The organism is Jeotgalibaca caeni, from assembly GCF_028863945.1.
GTDB classification, from domain to species: Bacteria; Bacillota; Bacilli; order Lactobacillales; family Aerococcaceae; genus Jeotgalibaca; species Jeotgalibaca caeni.
On record NZ_JARBEA010000020.1, the window covers coordinates 1 to 21,370 of the forward strand.

The window sequence follows — 21,370 nt, forward strand, 5'->3', positions numbered from 1 at the left end:
AAGTAAAAAAAGTTCCACACCATTTAGTCGTTCGATGGTGTGGAACTTTTTAGGATTGGGGCTTTTGTCCCAGCCTCTTTGGATTCGTTAACTTTCATAAAAAGCTTTGATTTCTTGGATTGCTTCTTTTTTTATGTAGCGAAGTTGCATGGTTTCCGTTCCTTGTCCTGCTTTGACGAACAATTTTACGTGACCGATTTGTTTTGGATAGAGCCACTTGGTGGTCTGTTCGGTTACTGCTTGAACTTTTGGCCGCTCCACAAAGGTTTGCACGCTGGTCCACAGTTCATAAGTTTGGATGCAAATTCGGCTCTTAGTTTGAATGGCGTATCCTTGGTACTGGTAATCGAACCATGAGAATAGCAGCAAGAACAAAACGAGCACGACGGCGGAAATACCTGCCCAATGGTTGAACCAAAAGAACCCAGCAAGGACCGGCAGCCATAATACATTCCAGCGCCAGAAGTACCACAGGCTGTTTCGAGAAACAAATTGAAGGTCTGGTTCTTGCATCTTCCACTCTGGCAGCAGTGCACCTAGCATCTGATACAAGTTCTCTTGCTTCACAATAGGCAGCAAGTAGAGTTTCGTTATCTCCCCTTCTCCTTTTACTTCTTGACCGCCCGCCAGCATCAGTTCTACAGTCGAAATGCCTAGTAGCTTGCGGAGAAGTTGTTGGCGAATACGGATGCCTTGAATTTTATCCAGCGGAATTTTTTGCGTTTTCCGTTCAAACAAGCCGCTCTCAATCGTCAATGTTTGCTGAGAACGGCTGACCCGGAAGTTATAGTACTGAATAAAATTCTTCAAAAGAGAAAAACTAGCGCCCAGTAAGATGATTAAAAAGCTGACGGCAATGGTTAACATCCAACCTGCTCGTAGAATGCTCTCGGCTGTCGTTGTTGCAGCCTCCAACCATTTCTCTGGAATAAGCTCGTCAATCAAAACCAAAAAGGCAAACAGACTAGCTAAAATACTCAAGTCGGTTAAGCCGAACAGGAAAATTTGCCCATTCGTGACTTGGTAATCGTATGTTTCTGCCGTCTCCTCTTCTACTTGATCACCTTGACGATATGCTTCAATCTGACGTAAAACTTCTTCCTTTACAGCCGGCAAAGACGCTTCAGCCTTCGTTTCATCTCCTCCAGCAGTTTCAATTAACAGTTGGGTTACATGAAAAGGCTTGAAGAAAAACCATTGTCGCTGCTTAATGGTTTGCATGCGGTGATACGGGATATCGGTTTCTTTCTTTCGAATGATGCCGTGATAAATGACCATCTTCTGTGGCGTTACCTCGTAGGACCGGCTAAAATACTTCCCTAACGCAAAAAATAAAAGGAGTACTAACACAATCCCCGCTACGATTGCTCCAAAGAGTGTAGCGATTCCGCCATTAATCAGGAAAATAAAGAAGAGAAAGAGCCAGCCTCTGACTGCCTGCACCCAGTAAATAAGAATAGCAAGAGGATGGAATCTTTTACGCTCAGACATCCTCTTTCGCCACCTTTACGAGTTCAATAATCTGATTCCGCAGCTCCATCGCCTCTTCCACGTCTAATCCTGCAATATGATGACTCGTAGCAGCCGTATGGATGACAATCTCCATCAGATTTTCTTTTCGCAAATAAGGCCCCTGCTCGGTTTCCACATGCTGAATGCGATTGATCGGCACATAGGTGATGGACCGGAAAAAGTAGCCTTTTTGAAAAGCAAGGTCCTCCGCCGTAATCTCATAGCGGTAGTATTTGTATCGATACGGAATAAGTGCAAGGGTGAAAATAAGAAGCAGCACAAGGACGGCGAAGTAAGTCCCGAAAATCCATAGCCAAATTCCTTGTAAGTGGTCAAGCCACTGAATGAACAGTGCGCTGCCTATACCAATGAGAAGCAGAATAATGGTGGTTGTGAGTGAACTGTTCCGCCAAACCTTTTTGATCCGTTCTGGCATTTGTTTCGGCAATAATGGGTATTCCATCGTGTCTCCCCTTTCTAATATCTTTATTGTACAGGAAAGAACGAATTATTCAAATATGCCTATTTACTTCGTTTTATGGATCGATTTGGGCAGCAAAGGACCTGAATTGGCTCCGCCACTTTTGTTCTCTTGATTGAAGTTTTATAGTGAACCCACTGAGGCCTCAGTAAGTGAATCGAAGGAAGGATTGAATTTTTTGAGAGAACTTACTGAAACAGGAATGGAGCAAGTATTAGAAGAGTACGGCGGTGTGATTTATGCGGCGTTAAAGAGTATGGGCATGTACCGCTCCCATCAAAATTTTGAGGATTATTATCAATTGGGTTGCTTGAAGCTGTTTGATGCTTATGCGAGCTGTGCGAAGGATCCGTTGTTGGAAGAAAATCGCTACGCATTTGTTAATTATGCCTTGCAGCGAGTGAAGTGGGCGTTTTTGGATGAAAAACGGCGTGAGCGTAAGTTGGCGGACCATGAAGAAGGCGAAACCGGGGAGGAAACGGGCGGGAATGAATTCGTAGATGATGTAGCGCTCATTGTTTTGGTTGAGAACATACTCCTTCTCTTGTCTCCAAAAGAGCAGAACTTCTTGGTCGATCGGTTTTACTATGGCATGGATATGAGTGCCATTGCCAAAAAGCGCGGCGTTTCAAGAAAGACGGTACATGCATGGCGTAATAACGTGAAAAAGAAGACCGAAGCGATGCTGCAAGCAAAAAGCTGAAGACCAGCAGCCACACGGACTCTGGTCTTCACACTTTGAAGCAAAACTCTGAAGACCAGCGAAATTTATTGGCTGGTCTTCACTTTTCGGTCAATAATCCAATTACTTGTGATAAATCATCCAACACCACGTCACTCAGCGCCAGCATCTCTTCGCTCACACCGATACGGTCTGGAATAAAGACGTTTTGGATACCTGCTGCTTTGGCGGCTTTCAATCCGTTTCTTGAATCTTCCAGCACGATTGCTTCTGTTGGTGAAACGCCGGCTTTCTCGCATGCATACAGGAAAATATCGGGAGCGGGCTTACCATTCTCTACTTGCTCGCCAGAAACGACAAAATCAAAACGGTACGTTACGTTTTCTAACGTTAAATAATAATTGATCATTTCCAAGGAGCTGGAGGAAGCAACAGCTTTTTGGATGCCTTGTTCGTCAAGAAAATCGAGCAAGTCGAGCAAACCTTTTTTCATATGAACGGTTTGATTGGTTCGAATATAGTCCGCTTGCGTTTGCTTGACCTCTTTTCGCCACGATGCGATATCCGACTCTACACCATAAATCGTTTCTAAGTAAGTGTGAATATCGTTTTCGCGGATTCCGATAAAGGAAGAATGGAGCGGCTCATCAAAATCAAAGCCGTACTTCCTGGCTACTTGCATCCAGGATTCAAAATTAATTCGTTCGGTATCAAACATCAGGCCATCCATATCAAAAATTACGAGTTGAGTCATGGTCTTCTCTCCTTTTTATGCATAAATAGCAGGCACTCCTCATTTAGGAATGCCTGCTTGTACGTTAATCTTGTTCTGTCATAATAACAGGGCCATTTTTAGTGATGGCAATGGTATGCTCGTATTGGCAGCTCAAGCCGCCATCTTTCGTGCGGGCAGTCCAACCGTTTTTGTCCATCTTGGATTTCCAAACACCGGTGTTTACCATTGGTTCAATCGTAATGGTCATGCCTTCTTTCAAGCGCAATCCTTTTCCAGCGTCACCGTAATGCGGAACGGATGGACTCTCGTGCATGGTTGGCCCAATTCCGTGCCCAACAAATTCGCGGACAACAGACAAGCCTTCGCTCTCTACATATGTTTGGATGGCGTGACCGATATCGCCAATTCGATTTCCCGGAATCGCTTGTTCAATTCCTAGGTACATCGCTTTTTTTGTTACTTCCATTAAATGCTTCACTTCTGGACTTGCTTCGCCGACTACATAGCTCCAGCAAGAGTCAGCCATGGCGCCGTTATAATTCACAACGGTATCCACTTTCACCAAGTCGCCTACTTTTAGGACTTCTTTATCGCTTGGGAAACCGTGACAAATTTCGTCGTTGACACTCGTACACGTTGCGTACTCATAGCCCTCGAAACCGATTTGTTCTGGAATCGCTCCTGCTTCCCGAATTTTTTTCTCTACAAAGTTATTAATATCCATAGTGGTTATGCCTGGTTTAATCCATTCACGCAATGCCACGTGAATATCCGCAAGGACTTTCCCTGCCTCTTCCATCGCTTGAATTTCACGCGGGGACTTCAAGGTTATCATGCTTTTGTTTCCTCCTCATTCGAAATCTCTTCTATTATAGCACAACTATTCTTACATAAATAGGCTAAGAAGGATTGGGAAAAATACGGCTGGCGAGTAGTTCATGATCTTGAGATCGGTCATCTTGAGCATATTAAAGGCCAAGCCAATAATCAATAGTGAGCCGACCGCAGTCATTTCACCAATGACCGAATCCGTCAATAAAGGCGCCAATATATTGGCAAACAACGTGATGCTTCCTTGATAAAGAAAAACAATTCCTGATGCAAGTAAGACCCCAACTCCTAAGCTGGAAGCCAACACAATGGCAGAAATTCCGTCAATCAAAGACTTCGCAAATAAAGTGGCGTGGTTCCCGGATAGTCCACTCTGAAGGGAACCAACAATCGCCATTGCTCCCACACAAAAGAGTAAGCTGGCTGTCACGACTCCTTCAGATAAAGAAACTTGCGAGCCCGGTGTTTGAAACCTGCGTTCCATCGCATGCCCCAATCGGTGAATCTTCTCGTTCAGATCCAGCCCTTCACCTACCAATGCCCCCAACACCATCGATAAAACCGTAATTAAAATATTGCTACTTTCCGACATCCCACTCATACCAATTGCTAAAACGCAGAGAGCCAGAGCATTCATCACTGCTCCTGCCAACCTTGTGGACAAACCTTTATTTACTAACAGGCCAATGGTTCCACCCGCTAAGACCGCCAAGCTATTGACAATCGTTCCAAAAAAAATCACGTACAGCCCTCCTTTATCATCATCGTTTCAGTATAAATAGTTCCTTTGAAAAATGCAATATGATTGGTTGTGATAGATTTTGAATGTTTATGATTGAATTTGAATGATTGGCATGCTATAGTATGCATACGAGGTGAAGAAAGTGTTTACAAATGAGCGACATCAACTAATTAAAGAATTATTGGAAGAGCAAAATGTAGTAAAAATGCAAGATATTGTCCAGCGAACGGGAAGCTCTGAATCTACGATTCGCAGGGATTTATCCATGCTTGAGGAAGCTGGGATTTGTGTTCGCGTTCACGGCGGTGCCAAGCGTGGCTACAAACTTTCTTCGGAACCAGAAATGCAGACCAAATCTCAGTTGCATATCGACGATAAACGATTGATTGCGGCGAAAGCTGTTTCCTTTATCGAAGCAGAGGAAGTAATCTTCTTGGATGCCGGTTCAACAACCTTTGAAATGATTCCCTTGCTTCAAGGTTTGGACGTTCTGGTCGTTACGAACGGCGTGCCTCATGCCAGTTTGTTGGCGGACTTGAAGATCCCAAGTTTATTAGTAGGCGGGAAAATCAAGTGGCAAACCAAAGCGACCATTGGCCCTTCTTGTATTAAACAGTTAGAGGAATACCGTTTCAGCAAGGCTTTTCTGGGAATGAATGGGGTTGATGTAAGTTACGGCTTCACTACGCCGGACGTTGAGGAAGCGGCCGTTAAGAAAAAAGCAATCGAACAGAGTGCGCATAGTTTTGTATTGGTTGATTCATCCAAGTTCAAAGAAGTTACATTTGCCAAAGTGGCCGATGTGGACGATTGTGATGTAATCAGTAGTGGATTGGATGCACGAATGCGAAAAAATGTGACAGAGAAAACAACGTATTGGGAGGCGACGGAATGATTTATACAGTGACTTTGAACCCGTCGATTGACTATATTGTCCGACTCGACGAGATGAATCTTGGATCCGTCAACCGAATCCAAGAAGATTTAAAACTACCTGGTGGGAAAGGAATTAACGTATCCCGCATCTTGAAGCAGCTGGATATAGCGTCCACTGCTATTGGTTATCTGGGTGGGTTTACAGGAGGTTATATTGAAGACTGGCTAAGCGAAGAAGGAATCGATACAGCTTTCACCACCGTGAACGATACCACACGGATTAACGTAAAAGTAAAGGCAGGTGTTGAAACCGAACTGAATGGTGCCGGACCACGAGTATCTGCTGAGGAACAGGCCGCCTTTGAGGCTACCTTTTCCAAGCTTACTTCTGCCGATGTAGTCATTCTTTCTGGCAGCAAGCCCCCTTCCTTACCAGTTGATTATTATCAACAGTTGATTCGTTTGATTCAAGCGCAAGGTGCTCGCTTTGTCATCGATACAACTGGCGAAGAATTAGTAAAAGCCTTGGCTGATCATCCATTAGTGGTGAAACCGAATCATCATGAGCTGGCTGACATTTATGGCTTTGAGGCAGAAAGGAAGGAAGACTTGATTCCTTATGGCCGCAAACTCTTAGCGGAGGGTGCTTCCTTTGCTATTGTTTCAATGGCTGGCGAGGGTGCTCTGTTCTTTACAGAAGACGCGGTTTATCACGGCTGGTCACCAAAAGGCGAAGTGAAAAATTCTGTTGGCTCCGGTGACTCGATGATTGCTGGTTTTGTTGGTACGTACCTGAAGACACAAGATACATTAAAAGCCTTTCGCGTCAGCTTGGCTTGCGGCAGCGCGACCGCATTTTCAGATGATTTAGCCCAAAAAGAAAAAATCGAATCGCTCTTACCAGAGATTACGATTCAAAAATTGGAGGAATAACCTGTGAAAATCAAGGATATTATGTTAAAAGAATTAATGATCCTGCCTTTAGAAGCAACGACCAAACAAGGAGTCATTGAAGAAATGACTGCCCGTTTGTATCAAGAAGGCGTTATCGATGACTTGGATTTGTTCCGTGATGGGATTAACTTGCGCGAGTCACAAGCATCCACTGGGATTGGCGACGGAATCGCCATGCCGCATGCGAAGAACATGGCCGTAAAACGTCCAGCTGTTGTATTTGCGACCAGTGAAAATGGTGTTGATTATGATTCCTTAGACGGTCAACCCGCTTACTTGTTCTTCATGATTGCTGCGCCGGACAACGCAAACGATGTTCATTTACAAGTGCTTGCTAGTTTGTCACGCTTGTTGTTGAATCCTAGCTTGATTGACAGTTTGAAGAAAGCAACGACCGCTGAAGAAGTGGAAGCTTTATTTGAAGCAGCAGAGCGGGAAAAAGACTTGGAAGAGCAAGCAGAAGCTGCCACTCCTGAACCAGAAGAAGCTACCGAGCGACCTTTCATCGTAGCTGTTACCGCATGTCCGACTGGGATTGCCCATACGTACATGGCAGAAGATGCTTTGAAGAGAAAGGCAGCTGAGATGGGCGTTGACATCAAAGTAGAAACAAACGGATCAGACGGAACGAAGAATCGTTTGACTGCTTCTGACATTGACCGCGCTGTTGCAGTTATTGCAGCCGTTGGTAAAAAAGTAGAAATGAACCGTTTCGATGGAAAACGGGTCTTGGAACGCCCTGTTGCAGACGGCATTAACAAAGCAGAAGAATTAATTAACAAAGCTGTAAAACAAGAAGCACCAATCTACCACGGCGATTCCAGTACAGCTAACGCAGATGAAGGCGAGTATGAAAAAGCATCCGGATTCAGTTCCCTTTATAAGGATTTGATGAACGGAATCTCCCACATGCTGCCATTCGTTGTCGGCGGCGGAATTATTATGGCGATTTCTTTCTTGTTTGAGAACTGGTTTGGCAACGAAAGTGCCCTCTTCCTTTCCTTCAACCAAACAGGGAATGCGGCCTTTAACTTCTTGATCCCAATCTTGGCCGGATACATTGCGTACAGTATTGCTGATCGACCTGGTTTACTTCCTGGTATGGCCGGCGGGTTTATGGCTGTTCAGAGTAACGCTGGTTTCCTAGGCGGTCTAATCGCCGGTTTCTTAGCTGGTTACGTCATGATTGGCGTGAAACGCTTATTCAATAACTTGCCAAAATCGGTTGCTGGTTTGAAAACCATTCTCCTTTTCCCAGTTGTAGGCTTATTGGTGACTGGTTTGGCGATGTACTTTATCGTCGGTCCAATTTTCTCTACTATTAATAATGCGATGATTGATTTCTTGGCTGGACTTGGAACAGGAAACACCGTTTTACTTGGTGCCTTGTTGGGCGGAATGATGGCGATTGATATGGGCGGTCCATTCAACAAAGCTGCGTATGCATTCTCCATCGGAATCTTTACCGATACTGGCGATGGTCGCTGGATGGCTGCCGTTATGGCCGGCGGAATGATTCCTCCAATCGCGATCGCTATTGCTACCTTCTTGTTCAAAAATAAATTCAATTCTGTTGAACGTCAATCTGGCGTATCCAATTTGGTGATGGGCTTGTCCTTCATTACAGAAGGCGCGATTCCATTCGCAGCAGCAGACCCATTGCGCGTAATTGGTTCCTCCATTGTTGGTTCAGCAATTGCTGGTGGATTGACCCAGTTCTGGAACACCTCGATTCCAGCACCACACGGCGGAATCTTCGTAATCGGACTTGGCGAAAACCGCATGTTGTTCCTCCTAGCACTCGCAATCGGATCAATCATAGCTGCCCTCTTATTAGGAGCACTCCGTAAACCCGTTGTAGAAGAACAAGTGAACTTAGAAGTGTAAAAGTGAAGATAGAGTACCTTCTGGCTGCCGGTCTTCAGACTTTGTTTGTAAAGTCTGAAGACCAGCAGCTTTTTTTCTCTTATCTTCAGACTGAGACAGAAAACGGCCGAGACTTTTTAGTCTCAGCCGTTTTTCTATAGGAGTTGCAGGTAAGATGTGCCGTGTTGCGGCATTGCAACGCCAAAGTATTCTGCAGCTGTGGCTGCTGTATCTGACATATTTTCCCGTTCGCCAACTTTGTGTTCGGCCAACCCTTTTCGGTAAATGAGCAACGGAACTCTTTCTCTCGTATGTTGGCTATGCCCAATTGTAGGGTCATTTCCATGATCAGCGGTGACGATTAGAATATCCTTTTCGTTTAGCAATGGAATTAATTCTGCTATTCTTTTATCACTAACTTCTAACCGGTCTGCATAACGATCTACGTCTTCGGCATGCCCAGCCAAATCGGTTTCCTGAATATTGAGACAGAAAAATCCATGTTCTACTTTCTTCACCTGTCCAATCAAATCATCGAATAAGTCATCACTATCTACTCCTGGAAAAACAGCGAGACTTTTCGTCTGGACGATATCTGCTACTTTTCCGACAAGCGTGACAGGAATTTCCGCGTGATCTAATATAGTAGGAATTTGTACTTCGGGATCAATTCCGTAGCCGAGGTGAATAACTTGGTATCCTTTTTTATATACACCTGACTCTGGAGCATCCACGCCTGCGAATTTATTTTCCTTCACCTTCCGAGCAGCAAGCAAATGTTCTAGCGTTATTTCTTTGCCACCGAACGCGATAACACGTGAAACTTTAACGACTTCACGAACGCTTTTTCCTAGTTCTACAACTTCTTCAAAAGTCATGATATCTAAACAGGCTGAAATATTAAAGACTTGCCCAAGATCCGTCTCTAAGTTATCACCTACTGTAGCACATTCATTAACTACTAAAATTTTCGGTTCATTACCTTCTCCTACACGGCGAACTTGAAACCCATTTTTAACTAATTTTTCTTCCACTTCGTCAATCATCGCGCTAAAAGGCTGGTTCAGTGGGATTGGCGGCGTGGTTCCCATTATTTCCTGATGACCTAAAAAGGAATCGGCACCTTGATGGCCTAAATTTGCAGTTCCCCAGTTTGCGCTGGGAGAAAATTTCAACTGGTTAGATTCTGTGCCAATTGCATTCATCAAACCAAGTTTTGTCAGTGTCGGAAGTTTCATATCCGGTTTTTGTTCGATAATATGCCAAGCCGTGTTACTGCCTTCGTCAGCAGGTCTTACTTCCTTTACGTCCTTCATGTAGCCCACACCAAAACTATCTAAAACAATTACGATAAATCTTCCCACTTCATTCATCCCCTTATATACTTTCCTTGGCTATCGTAAACGCCTATTATATGCGGATTCCCTATTTTTAGACCTGCGACCAGAGCAACTTCACTTCTGGTTACAAAAATTTGCGTACGAAACGCCATTACAGCAGTTGCTCCAACTGGTTGCTCATCTTCCATTTCCAAATAGTAATCAATGTTCTCGTCCGGCAATGGTAAAATGGTTCCGGACTTCCGCTCCGTTCCTTTTGCGATAAGAACATGATTAAGATTGCCTCTTCGATAGAGTCCCCCACCATAGAGATAGGCTTTTCCCTTAAAGTTATGAGATACTTCACTTACATAAACAATAGCAGGAACTTCTGGCAATTCTTTGGTGGCATGCATCGGAGTGGTTCCTGTCAAAGCATGTCCGGGCTCCCCTTGTGTCCCACCTAACCTTGCCAGAAAGGGTAGCGTATAAACACTTGTGGTTGAAGGCATATTTACTTCTCGGACTGGGAAGTTTGCCTCTCTTAATAATTCCATTGCTTTTAAGAGCGTATCGGAATTAGCCGTTTTCTCTAATTGGTCGATATCTGGGTTATATAAAAAACATGGGAAAGAAGTGACCCCGGCTATTTCAACTGAATCAAGCTGTTGAAACTCTTCTACATATTGGAGAAGTTGATTCATTTCGAATCCACCGTATTGTCCTGGGTACAATGCGTCACCTTCGTCCACCACACGCAACAATACTTTCTGTTGTACGTTCAGTTCTTTGGCGACTTTATTAATTTGTTTTAATTTGTCTAAACTATAAACGGTTATATATTCTGTTCCATAGGAAATGATTTTCTTTAACAAATGATCCGGAATTTGTACCAGATGACCCACGTTCCCTAAAGGAATTTGATGATCCATCATGGTCATTGCTTCCCGGAAATCAACTACTACGGCCGCTTTAAATCCTTCTTTTAGGAGGAGTTCTGCTAGTTTTGGATTCCGTCCAATTTGTTTCAGCATGAAATAAAGTTCAATCCCATGCTTTTTTGCTTCTGCTACAATCGCTCTCGCATTGAAAAGAATCGTATCAACATCTAATACATACGTATCCGGAAGTATTTCTCCCTGTTGGTGCAACTCGATTGCGGCCTCAATTAAGCGGGGATTACGTTTCTTTGTTGCTTCCATGAACATCATCAATCACTCCTACTGTTTCGTTTGAAGAAGCGTCACAAGGTGTAGGTAGAAATAATCATTTTCATTTTCCGGAAAATCAACCTGGATATGCTCCTTTATTCGCTCCCACAAACGTACGGCTTCTCCATATTCAGCTGCAGCAATAATTTCTGCCTTCACAAATGGCTCAACCGAATCAATTTGTTCTTCTTCACGGTGCTGACGCATCGTTGCCATCGCTAAATGAGTGACAAACGTATCCGCATCATCTTCTGTTTGAATAACGTCTTCCTTTAGTAAAAACTGTAAGGTATCTTGCATATACTGATAAGTTAATTCATCGATTACATCGTTCTCTAGTAAAATAGTTAACTTCTCTTGAATCATTCGGTTCTCCTCCATTAATACCGCGGGGTTATTTGTCCTTCTTTCACTTGCTTTTGAATCTCTCTGATTTGCGCGACTTCGACGATACGCTTAAAAGTAGACGGTACGAGTGTGTTTTCTTTTTGACAAATGACCACTGCTTCGCTCATTGCTCGATGATGGTTTTTTAGTGGAATTTCCATGAAGGTTACATCTTCATAACGTTTATCAATAATTTCGTCGTGGTTCCACACACCAGCATCCACTTGGTTTTCTCTTAAGGCATATACGAGTTGATTACTTGGTAACTCCACTTTTTTTGTTTCGTATCCTTCGGTAATTTCTTTTGTCAGCAAAACATGATCCAAGGAATCATAGTCGATTCCAATGCGGAGTCCATCCTTCATTTTCGTATCGATTCCTGGACGAAAAACCAAGATATGCTTAGACAAGTATGAAAACTCACCAAAAGACATAATTATTTTTATATTGCGCTCATTTTCAATTTCATGTTCCGCTGCAAAGCGAGATACGACAGCAAAGTCAAACATTCCTTGTTCGACCGCTTTGATACGCTCTTCTGAACCCCGTACATAAGCCAGGTTCAATTTAATTTCTTTTTCGCGGAACGAGAGGTAGAGTCCAGTTGCGAACCCTTCGTATAATCGGGAATACGGCAATGGCATGGTTCCCGATAGCTGACTGGAAGTAATATATTGCTGCAAGACCGGATACTCGATTTTCTTCAAATAAGTTCCTAGATGGCCTTTACTTTCCGTTTCAATTGCACCTTCTTCTTTCAGAAAATTGAATGCATTTTGAACGGTTCCTCTCGATAAGGAGAGTCGCTCTTGGAACTCACTAATATTTGGAACGCGATCGCCAGCTTGTAATTGATAAAGTTCGTTAGCAATATTTTCAATTGCTACACCTGTTTTTTGATAAAACGATTTGCTCATGTGCATTCAATCCCTGTCATTGATGGCTTCTCTTAAAATTCGAATAATCGTATCCGCACCAGATCTCATTGGATTGATACGAATCGTGGTCTCATCCATTTCCGGCATTGCTTGACGGAAGGTCCCGGACACCTTATAAAACATCGGTATGATTTCATACTTCGATTCGGCCCCTATCGGATTTGGAGCAGCGCCTAGCTCTTCTGCTTTCTTTAATACGCTCTTGGCAATTGGTTCGTTGAACGTTACCAAAATAACTTTGGATTGAGCATTGGCAAGAAAGGCTTCCTTTACTTCTGGTAGCTCGCCTTTATTTAGCCGTGCACAGGTTTCTTCTGCTACTTGTGCCGACAGAGCTAGCGAAACAGGTGCATATACCATCCCTCTCAACACGTCTAAGGATTCATGACCTTGAACTTGTAAGCCGCCAGAGTAATTTTCTTTGCGCAGTTTTTCGATGAATTTCTTCTCACCCACTATACAACCAACCCCCTCTGGTCCCAAAACTTTGAAGGTTGAGAAGCACGAGAGAGAGGCACCTTGTTCGGTACCCATCTGGGCAATCTTTAATACAGCATAATTGTCATCGGTAATAATCGGTAAATCTGGAAACTGTTCTTTTATTATGTGAATGATTTCTTCACTATTATATGAATCATCTGGTTTTTGCCGTGTGAGTTGAATCAAGACTCCATCCATTTTTTTATGTTGCATCACTTCTTTTACCTTGTGGATCTTGTTGAAGTCTACCTTCAGTGCTTTCAAACCTAGCATTTCAAATGAAGTCTGTGTTGTTGGATAAATAGGAGCATCGTGAACCAAAATCGTTCCCTCTCGAGGAATAGAAGCATGGAGTGCAAGACGAATTGCCATGGTTCCTGCTCCCCTTACTAACATGGCCGCTTCTGCTTGAAAAAAGGTCGCCAAAACTTCCTCTACCTTATGGGTTGTAATTGGCTGGTTATAACCTGGAACTACGCCTAAGTCACCACGAGTAAGAAATTCCGCTCCTTGAAAGACTTGTGTAATGGCGTCCACTAGTTGAAATTGCTTCTTTGTTGCTTCTTCCATTGTTAAACTTTTTAACGGATAAGTTTTCATTGTTTCCTCCTCCATTTATTTCGTAAGATAAAAAGCTTGCGGGTTGTGAATCATCATTTTCTCAATAAACGATTCAGAGATACCGCCTTCTCTCAACAAAGGAAGGAAGTGGTCTAACAAGAAGGAGTAACCAAGTCCACCTTTGTATTCGAGGTGAGATTTTCGGGTAATATCCATCGACAAGAATACTTTATCCGTGAATCCAGCTTGTTCAATCCTCTTCAGCATCTGTAGTCGTGTCTGATCAGGCATATAGTTTTCCTTGCCTACTGTATCGAACTCTACATAAACACCTTCTTTTAACAATTCAAGCACATACTCTATGTCACCTGTTAAATCCACATGACCGATTACGATCCGGGACAAGTCTGCTTGTTGTTCTTTGAAAAAGGCCACTTGTTCTCTTCCGAATGTCCCTAATGTTGTATGTGTGGTAATGGGTACACCGGTTTTCTTTTGCACAAGTACGCTTGCTTCAAAGACTTTTCGTTCTCTTGGTGTCATTTCATTTTTACTAGTACCAATTTCTCCAATCAACTCTGCTTTAACGTTAGTGCCATCTATTCCCACTTGTATATCTTCCAGCATCATTTCTGCCAACTGATGGATTGACTTTTCATGAATATAAGCGGGAAGAAATTTATCTTGGTACCATCCTGTTGATTGAAGAATATTCATACCCGATGCCTCGGCTACTTGTTGGACGTAAAGAGGATTACGCTTCATTCCGCGAACCGTTACATCGATGACATTTCGTACCCCTTTTTGATATAGTTTTCGGTACTCCACCACTGTTTCCTCAAAACAATTGAGGTTCGTATCTTCTGAATTTTTTAGCGAAGACAGATCAATGGTTGTGTGTTCATGTGCATATGTCATTCCCGGTACTAAAGGCATTTCATTCCCTCCTAGGCATTAGTTAAAAATGAAGAGGCTAGGATAGCTCCCGCCTCTTTTCTATTACCGAATAAACTCAATAAATCTGTTAAGCTGCTGGGACGAAAAGACCCAACAAGTATAGAATGTTCACAATAATCGCAAGTGCGATTGCTGCAACTGGTCCTACTGCCATATCCACGAGCGGTTTGTTTGCTGTTTTATTTAATAAGTAAGCACCAAACACCCAGAAATAACCGATTCCAGGAGCAATCTGTTCACTAGCAGCAGCTCCACCAATCAACAATGCAATTTCTAAAACCCGGTTCATTGCCGTACGAATGTGTTCTCCCATTTCCCGGATTCCTGGGAAGTGGTCCAATCCTTTTGCAGCAACGCTCAGTAAGTTCACTTCTACAAACATAATGAGTGCACCAACTAAAAAGGCAACAATTGGATTCCCATGGAGCAATATTCCCGCAGTATAAACAAAGGTTGTTCCTGCTGGACTGTAGACACCGGTAACAATGGCTGTAGAAAATACTAAAGGAATAAAACCTAATCCTCTTGCAAAGGCAGCTAATGCAGCCTCACCGAATTTCCCTTCTCCTAAAAGATTTAAGGAAATTGGATCACCAGCGATAATGGTTAAGCTCGTTGCTGCAGCAACAAGCCCACCTGCTACAGAAAGAATAATCCAGTTTTTCTTAATACGAGTAACCCGTTCTACGAAGATGCTGACTAAATTCTGATTATCATCAGTATCGCCCTTTACTTGAACGGCGAAGACAATCATAAAGATCATTCCAATCAGAAGTGCCATTCCTTCAGCAGATAGTGTGAAAGAAGTTGTTTCATTAAGTTGGAATGTACCAAAGCGTTTTACTAAAAATAAGACTAGAGTGGAAGCAGCAAGTGTAAGAGCACCTTTTTTGAAGCCGTGTTGATATGCAACTGCAACTCCTGGAAAAACGGCGAACCCAACAACGATTGGCGTTCCTACTGCTCCTAGTGGTCCCAAAACATCAACTGGCATCAAAGCAAACAAATCAACTACTGCTTGTAATCCAAGTGTTAATCCGATTCCGTAGACGGCTCCGATAACCCCTGCGAGAATGGTTCCCGTTTTCCCTGCCGGCGTCCATGTACCAATAATATCAGTCATCAACAACAAGCTGTGTACCAGAAGGATGCTGGCACCAATAGAAACTGGAATCCCAAAACCAATAACCAAACCAAAACTTACTGCAAAACTAGTTGCCGCTAATTCTTTTTTACTTATAATACCTTCTAAATATTCAGGAATAACTGGCCGTAATCCATCATTAAATACTGCAATCCCCGTATTTGAAAGGATTGCTGTTAGAGCTCCTAATGCAGCAACCACAATTAATTGCACAATATCCATTCTTCTTCACTCCTCAGTTATCATTCGGATAATTTCAATATTTCATCCATAACAATTGGTATAATTTTTTCTTTGTGTTGAGCCGTGAATCCAAAAGCTTTTTTCCCATCTGTAACTTGTTGGCGTAATTCTTCTTCTTTCATGATTTTACCGGGCATAGAAAGAGTTGCACAGTTACTTCTTCCAACAAGAGCAATTGCCATTGCTAACGCCCCGCCGCCGCCAGTGTTACATGCGCCAAAGTAATAATCAGCTTTACCACTCTTAATAGCCATGGCAGCGTCAAGATCGCTCTTTACTTCTACTTCAAACCTCCCATCTGCATACTTTTCAATCATCTGTGCAACTTCTTTCTTATCAATTTGTCCGCCTACTACAATCTTTTTCATCTCTATTCTTCCTTTCTTTGAATATACATTTTTTTGTACATTAGACTTGAGAAAACGATTTCTCTTTCTAGCAAAATAAATCGCTCATTTATTCATTTTCTGCTATATTAGGAGAAATCAGTGTTATAAAAAATAAACTTCTTTTGTAATATACATTTTTTTGTATATTAGCATAAAAAGATAACGCTTTCTTATTATTATACGGAAGTATTTTAGAAATGCAAATACTATTTAAATTATTTTTTGAAAAAAGTGAGGTTGAATCGAGTTGGATATGAATCAAGTAATTGATGCAGCAAATAAAACATTTATTGCCATGAAAAACCCTTATGGAAGTGTCACACGCGTTTTCCCTCAAGCATTGGAGCAGTTTCGTGATGGGAATCCGCATCGCTATATCGGAGTAAAAGATAAAGTTCAAGTGCCTAGAACGCTGATAGAAAAATTACAACAGAAAAGTAATTATATTCTTCATACCATTGATCAAGCGAGCATTGGCGGACGAGCAATTGATGTGACGATGGTCAATCCTCTGAGCGGGAAGCCGATGACAGGATCTTCAAGTGGTACAGCCGTTAATGTATTACTTGGAATAAACGATTTAGGCATTGGCACAGATGGCGGCGGTTCGGTTTTGGCTCCGGCAATGTCCCTCAACTTATTTGGCTTTATCAGTCCTTTAATCGAGCAGGACTATGTTCAACTGTTCTCTTCTACTTCAACAGATGGAATTCCTTTTTCTGTTTCCCTAGGGTTTATCACTCGGGAATTTCCAGAAATGAAAGAAGCAATTGAACTGATCCTTGAATTGCCTTCATCGACCTGTTCCGCAGAGCCGACCGTTACAAGAGTCGATTCTTCTTTAGATTTATACGGACCGCGTGAACCTTTAATTGCCTATTTGAAAGAAACCCTTCCTCTGTGCGACTTTTTCATATCAGAAGAAGGACCAGTTGACCTTTTTGGTTTTGGTGATAGTGTTCTTGGGCATTTAGGAGAAGCTACTGGTGAATCACAACGCGCTGCAAAAAAAGGATTCGTTCGTGTCGTAAACATGGCTAACGCCACGGCATTGGTCATTCCAAAACGAGATTTTGCTACTGCTTTTGTTTTAATTTGTGAATCTACATTGCCAAAAATAAAGGCCATGCTCACTTATGCCGAAACCTTGGCACTTGAACAAGATCCCCTTGTAAGAAGTTACTTCCAAAAAATTCAGAACTACTATTCGGATGGTTATGGGGGAAAATAGAAAAAAGCTCTCACTTGATACATAAAGTAAATTTATGTATCAAGTAGAGCTTTTTTATTCGCCTTCGTACCACTCCAGCGAACTCTGAATGCTCCTCCACAACCCTTTTGGTACTGTTTTTGAGAGTTGGGTCATGGAATATTCTGTTTCAAATGGAAAGTTCGGCTGCAGTATGAAGGGGCGTGCAACGGATGCGAGTGGCGCTACGTTACAAGCAGCTTCGAGTTGGCTCTCGTTCTTGATTCCGCCGTTACCAATAATCGGGACTGATGATTCTAAACTTTCTGCAATTACATCCAGTTTGAATTGCCCGTTTATTTCTTCAAACAAATCGTGCTGATTGAAATGGAGGTAATCGATATTCAGTTTGGAAAGACGGCCTGCAATTTGACACGTATCTTGGAATGACAGTCCACCTGCTTCTTTCTCTTCCAAAGCGAGCCGAACGCCGATGATGAAAGGCTTCTCAACTTTCTTTCGAATTTTGTCCGCAAGACGCAGAATCACTTCCAAGCAACGCATCCGTTTGGATAAGTCGCCGCCCCAAAAATCGGTTCGTTGATTCGTGCGCGGTGATAAGAATTGCTGCAACAAGAACGGGTTCCCTGCATGAATCTCAATACCGTCAAACCCAGCACGGATCGCTCGTTCGATTGCTTTGCCAAAATCTTCAATGATTTTTTGAATAGCAACGTCGGTTAGCTCCACATTATTTTTCGTATCACTCGTTTCGAGAGCTGGCAGCTTGCTGACTACTTGTACTTCTTTTTTAGCTGCCATATACTGTACTGCTAAACCACCGTGATAGAGTTGGATTATTGATTTAGCGCCAGCTTGATGCAGTTGCTGATTGTATTTTTTCAAGTTGGGAATGACCGCATCATGAGCGATTCCGACGTTTTGGTTGTAAGCTTTTCCGGCTTGAGAAATATAGGCTGATCCAAGAACCACCATCCCAACATTTTTCGCCCTACTTTTATAAAAGGCCATCTCCGAATCAGTCAGCAAACCAATATCGGTACTGGTCATTGTCGAAATCGGTGCAAAAATCAACCGGTTCCGTACTTCCATCCCATTCGGAAATTTATATGGTATTTGCCAGTTATTCATCGGTTTCCTCCTCTAGAAAATAACGCAGTGGGTTGCGGAGGAAAGATTGCCACAAGGATTGCGGAATTTTCACTTGCTCCCGTTCAGAAACGTGCAGGTTTGATTTGATGGAATGATCTCCCCGGAGAATCTTCCATGCCCAATCTGGATCAATTACGGCCGCATTGCCAATGGAACATAGAGGAACCTGTTGTAAAACAGCATCCACATCTCTGTGCGTTCGAATATTTCCACAGCCAATGAGTGGCGTATCCCCTACATGCTCTTTGATGGTCGGAAGAATCCGCTCTCCTGTCTGAGCTTGTTTCCGAAAGTCATTCAACGACACATGGACATAATCCAAGCCTTCTTTCGTAATCTGCTCTACCAAAAAGCAAGTGTCCTCTAGTCGAATTCCTGGGACTTCATATTCTTCTGGCGAGAAGCGGTACCCGATCAAAAAGGGTCTAGTTGCGCATTCGTTGATTGCTTCTTGGCAGGCTCGTATGACGGCAAGCGGAAAGCGTAGCCGCCTTTCTCTTGTGCCACCCCACTCGTCCGTTCGTCGGTTCGAATGAGGAGAATAGAATTGTTGGATGAGATACGTGTTTGCTCCGTGCAATTCTACACCGTCGAAGCCTAGTCGAATCGCCAGCTCTGTAGCTTTCTTGAACGCTTGAATGATTTCTTTTATTTCAGCCATACTCATCTCTTTCGGGTAAGAGGCAAACGGACGTAGAGCAGGAATCCGACTCGGTGCAATCGGCTGTCGTCCGCCAATAAACAGAGGCTGCGCTAACCTCCCGGCATGATACAGTTGAATAAACACCTTCACTTTTTGTTGGTGGAGCTGTTCTACGAGTTGGGTTAATGCTGCATGATTACAAGGATCATAAATGTTCCAACCTGCTGAAAAAGCACTGCCAGTTGGCGCAACGCTGTGCGAGCCAAGAATGACTGCACCGAATCCTTTACTTCGGTGTAAAATAAACGCCACATCTTCAGTTGATAAACCACCTGATTCTGTACCGCTGCTTGTTGTCATGGGCGCCAACATCAATCGGTTTGCCACCTCTACGCCACTTGAAAAAGTAAAACCTTCCATTCTTCACCCTCCTTTCAAAAAACGAGGCAGGAAAATGACTCCCGCCTCGTTTTTAGTCTACATTTAACTATTCCAATCTGCTGGATAAGTCACGTAAATAAAGCGTGCTTTTCCTTCCACAGAAAACTGAATATCTGTGTCTTTTGGAATATAAAGCAGTTCACCTGGATGGGCGGTTACTTTTCTTCCGTTGATAATGATGCTGAGGGTTCCTTCAATCATATAATCGATTTCATCATAACCCAGATGCCAGTCAAAGGTAGTGTCTTCCATCACCATTAACCCAAGACCCAAACGTGGACTTTCTTCAAGTGTTACTAAGTCACGTGTGTAGACACGGTGGTTCGGGTTCCCAGTGTCCAAGCGATGTTCTTCGGTCACATCGAACAACGGTAATTTAATTGCCATTACTCCGCTTGGATCAATATCTCGTGCAGAGTCCTGATTGCTGTATTCTTGCATCAACAGCTCACGGACCATGCGTTCGATGTCTGCTCTATTTATATTTGTCATCTGCCCACATCCTTTAAGCGGCTACTTCTTCAGTAGAGGTTACTTCTTTTTTGATATTTTTGGTAATCAGCATAGCAACCGCAATCGCAGAGAATCCACCTACTAATTTCCCAACAATCATCGGCATAATAATCTCAGGAGCAACTCCAGCCGTAAAGCCTAAGTGGTCCCCGATTGCAAAGGAAGCAGAAACGGCGAAAGCAATATTAATTACTTTCCCACGGTTATCCATGTTCTTTACAGCTTGGAACATTGCGATGTTATTTGCCAAAGAAGCAATCAAACCAGCAGCAGCGATATCATTCATACCAAGAAGATCGCCTGCTTTCATAAGCGGCTTCTTGAAGAGTTTTGTGATAATCAATACCAACCCATACGCTCCAGCTAAGGTAATGGCGATACTACCTACTGTTTCAAACGCAACAGCAAGCGATTCTTGGTTGTCAAACAACTTCACGCCGACTAACCATTCTAAACCACCAATTGCCAGACCGATTGTTGCGACTGCGACAATCAACTTCCCAAAGACGATAAAACCATTAATCATTTTCGATGGGAATCTCCATAGTCCAAGAGCAATCAAGATTGCTACTAGAATAATCGGAATCAAGTTCACCAAGATCTTACCAAAACCAATTCCCATCAACAACCCGCCTACCATTGCGCCCACTGGAATCGTTACAATCCCACATAGGATTCCTTGAGCTAAGAATGGACGGTCTTTTACTTCGATGATTCCTAAACCGACTGGAATCGAGAAAACAAGCGTTGCTCCCATCATGGCTCCCAAAATCCCACCAGAGAAGAGAACGATTTCTGCATCAGCAGTCATTTGTTGAGCTAGGAAGAAACCACCCATATCATTTGCTAACAACGTTCCTGCAAACATCGCAGGATCTGCGCCAACTAGTTCAAACAATGGAACAACGATTGGACTTAGCCAATCTGATAATTTAGGTGCTAATACAATAATACCAGCCATGGATAGTGCTAATGCTCCCATTGCTAACAAGCCTTCTTCGAATTGCTTACCAAGCTCGAAGCGATCTCCGATGGCACGATCGATTGCACCAAGGACCATGATGATTGCCATGATCCAAATAATAATTTCATTAATGCTCAT

22 protein-coding genes are annotated in these 21,370 nt (G+C 43.0%); 5 read left to right on the plus strand and 17 right to left on the minus strand.

Features of this window, described 5'->3' with window-relative positions; all coding sequences use genetic code 11:
• Positions 1-87 precede the first annotated feature (87 nt).
• Together PVE40_RS05805 and PVE40_RS05810 are read right to left on the minus strand one after the other, a co-directional pair.
• Positions 88-1,491, minus strand: coding sequence for a PH domain-containing protein (locus PVE40_RS05805; protein ID WP_274730944.1), 1,404 nt, complete (start codon positions 1,489-1,491; stop codon positions 88-90).
• Positions 1,484-1,975, minus strand: a complete 492-nt coding sequence (locus tag PVE40_RS05810) for a PH domain-containing protein (protein ID WP_274730945.1) — start codon at positions 1,973-1,975, stop codon at positions 1,484-1,486. Before PVE40_RS05810 ends, PVE40_RS05805 begins: the two co-directional genes overlap by 8 nt.
• 196 nt (positions 1,976-2,171) lie before the next feature.
• Here PVE40_RS05810 and PVE40_RS05815 point away from each other — a divergent pair, with 196 nt between their 5' ends.
• Positions 2,172-2,696, plus strand: a complete 525-nt coding sequence (locus PVE40_RS05815; RefSeq protein ID WP_274730946.1) for a sigma-70 family RNA polymerase sigma factor — start codon at positions 2,172-2,174, stop codon at positions 2,694-2,696.
• Between the two features lie 79 nt (positions 2,697-2,775).
• Here PVE40_RS05815 and PVE40_RS05820 read toward each other — a convergent pair whose 3' ends face one another.
• The 3 genes from PVE40_RS05820 to PVE40_RS05830 form a co-directional block, all read right to left on the minus strand.
• Positions 2,776-3,429 carry an HAD family hydrolase gene (locus tag PVE40_RS05820; protein ID WP_274730947.1) on the minus strand — a complete coding sequence of 218 codons (654 nt, stop codon included), beginning with the start codon at positions 3,427-3,429 and terminating at the stop codon, positions 2,776-2,778.
• 64 nt (positions 3,430-3,493) lie between these two features.
• A complete protein-coding gene (map, locus tag PVE40_RS05825) occupies positions 3,494-4,246 on the minus strand; it encodes a type I methionyl aminopeptidase (protein WP_274730948.1) in 753 nt (250 codons plus the stop codon).
• 51 nt (positions 4,247-4,297) lie between these two features.
• Positions 4,298-4,984 carry a DUF554 domain-containing protein gene (locus tag PVE40_RS05830; protein ID WP_274730949.1) on the minus strand — a complete coding sequence of 229 codons (687 nt, stop codon included), beginning with the start codon at positions 4,982-4,984 and terminating at the stop codon, positions 4,298-4,300.
• A 142-nt stretch (positions 4,985-5,126) separates the two neighbouring features.
• On the opposite strand from PVE40_RS05830, the gene PVE40_RS05835 reads away from it, so the two are divergent.
• From PVE40_RS05835 to PVE40_RS05845, 3 genes are read left to right on the plus strand one after another with little or no spacing between them, the layout of a single operon-like run.
• Entirely contained in the window at positions 5,127-5,879 is a 753-nt protein-coding gene (locus PVE40_RS05835; protein WP_274730950.1) for a DeoR/GlpR family DNA-binding transcription regulator, read from the plus strand.
• Positions 5,876-6,793 carry a 1-phosphofructokinase gene (pfkB, locus tag PVE40_RS05840; protein WP_274730951.1) on the plus strand — a complete coding sequence of 306 codons (918 nt, stop codon included), beginning with the start codon at positions 5,876-5,878 and terminating at the stop codon, positions 6,791-6,793. Before PVE40_RS05835 ends, pfkB begins: the two co-directional genes overlap by 4 nt.
• 3 nt (positions 6,794-6,796) lie before the next feature.
• On the plus strand, positions 6,797-8,701 hold the full coding sequence (locus PVE40_RS05845; protein WP_274730952.1) for a PTS fructose transporter subunit IIABC: 1,905 nt from the start codon (positions 6,797-6,799) through the stop codon (positions 8,699-8,701).
• A 134-nt stretch (positions 8,702-8,835) separates the two neighbouring features.
• On the opposite strand, the gene PVE40_RS05850 is transcribed toward PVE40_RS05845, so the two are convergent.
• The 8 genes from PVE40_RS05850 to PVE40_RS05885 all read right to left on the minus strand — a co-directional run bounded on the left by PVE40_RS05850 (position 8,836) and on the right by PVE40_RS05885 (position 16,288).
• Positions 8,836-10,044 carry a phosphopentomutase gene (locus tag PVE40_RS05850; RefSeq protein WP_274730953.1) on the minus strand — a complete coding sequence of 403 codons (1,209 nt, stop codon included), beginning with the start codon at positions 10,042-10,044 and terminating at the stop codon, positions 8,836-8,838.
• A gap of 5 nt (positions 10,045-10,049) precedes the next feature.
• Positions 10,050-11,207 carry a YhfX family PLP-dependent enzyme gene (locus tag PVE40_RS05855; RefSeq protein ID WP_274730981.1) on the minus strand — a complete coding sequence of 386 codons (1,158 nt, stop codon included), beginning with the start codon at positions 11,205-11,207 and terminating at the stop codon, positions 10,050-10,052.
• 12 nt (positions 11,208-11,219) lie between these two features.
• Positions 11,220-11,576: a PRD domain-containing protein gene (locus PVE40_RS05860; protein WP_274730954.1), complete on the minus strand. Its 357-nt coding sequence runs from the start codon at positions 11,574-11,576 to the stop codon at positions 11,220-11,222.
• Between the two features lie 14 nt (positions 11,577-11,590).
• Positions 11,591-12,514 carry a GntR family transcriptional regulator YhfZ gene (gene yhfZ / locus PVE40_RS05865; protein WP_274730955.1) on the minus strand — a complete coding sequence of 308 codons (924 nt, stop codon included), beginning with the start codon at positions 12,512-12,514 and terminating at the stop codon, positions 11,591-11,593.
• A 6-nt stretch (positions 12,515-12,520) separates the two neighbouring features.
• Positions 12,521-13,615 carry an aminotransferase class V-fold PLP-dependent enzyme gene (locus PVE40_RS05870; protein WP_274730956.1) on the minus strand — a complete coding sequence of 365 codons (1,095 nt, stop codon included), beginning with the start codon at positions 13,613-13,615 and terminating at the stop codon, positions 12,521-12,523.
• A 15-nt stretch (positions 13,616-13,630) separates the two neighbouring features.
• Entirely contained in the window at positions 13,631-14,512 is an 882-nt protein-coding gene (locus PVE40_RS05875) for a phosphotriesterase family protein (protein ID WP_274730957.1), read from the minus strand.
• An 88-nt stretch (positions 14,513-14,600) separates the two neighbouring features.
• Positions 14,601-15,899 carry a YhfT family protein gene (locus tag PVE40_RS05880; RefSeq protein ID WP_274730958.1) on the minus strand — a complete coding sequence of 433 codons (1,299 nt, stop codon included), beginning with the start codon at positions 15,897-15,899 and terminating at the stop codon, positions 14,601-14,603.
• Positions 15,900-15,919: 20 nt separating this feature from the next.
• Complete coding sequence (locus PVE40_RS05885) at positions 15,920-16,288, minus strand: DUF2620 domain-containing protein (protein WP_274730959.1); 369 nt, start codon at positions 16,286-16,288, stop codon at positions 15,920-15,922.
• Positions 16,289-16,562: 274 nt separating this feature from the next.
• Here PVE40_RS05885 and PVE40_RS05890 point away from each other — a divergent pair, with 274 nt between their 5' ends.
• A complete protein-coding gene (locus PVE40_RS05890) occupies positions 16,563-17,540 on the plus strand; it encodes an amidase family protein (RefSeq protein WP_274730982.1) in 978 nt (325 codons plus the stop codon).
• Between the two features lie 54 nt (positions 17,541-17,594).
• Here PVE40_RS05890 and PVE40_RS05895 read toward each other — a convergent pair whose 3' ends face one another.
• The 4 genes from PVE40_RS05895 to PVE40_RS05910 all read right to left on the minus strand — a co-directional run bounded on the left by PVE40_RS05895 (position 17,595) and on the right by PVE40_RS05910 (position 21,370).
• Positions 17,595-18,650, minus strand: a complete 1,056-nt coding sequence (locus PVE40_RS05895; RefSeq protein ID WP_274730960.1) for an oxidoreductase — start codon at positions 18,648-18,650, stop codon at positions 17,595-17,597.
• Positions 18,643-19,734 (minus strand): oxidoreductase, encoded by a 1,092-nt coding sequence (locus PVE40_RS05900; RefSeq protein ID WP_274730961.1) that lies wholly within the window; start codon positions 19,732-19,734, stop codon positions 18,643-18,645. The genes PVE40_RS05895 and PVE40_RS05900 overlap by 8 nt, the downstream gene beginning before the upstream one ends.
• Before the next feature lie 63 nt (positions 19,735-19,797).
• The gene (locus tag PVE40_RS05905; protein WP_274730962.1) at positions 19,798-20,247 is read right to left on the minus strand and encodes a cupin domain-containing protein; all 450 of its coding nucleotides are present in this window, start codon (positions 20,245-20,247) and stop codon (positions 19,798-19,800) included.
• A 13-nt stretch (positions 20,248-20,260) separates the two neighbouring features.
• Positions 20,261-21,370 carry an ethanolamine utilization protein EutH gene (locus PVE40_RS05910; protein WP_274730963.1) on the minus strand — a complete coding sequence of 370 codons (1,110 nt, stop codon included), beginning with the start codon at positions 21,368-21,370 and terminating at the stop codon, positions 20,261-20,263.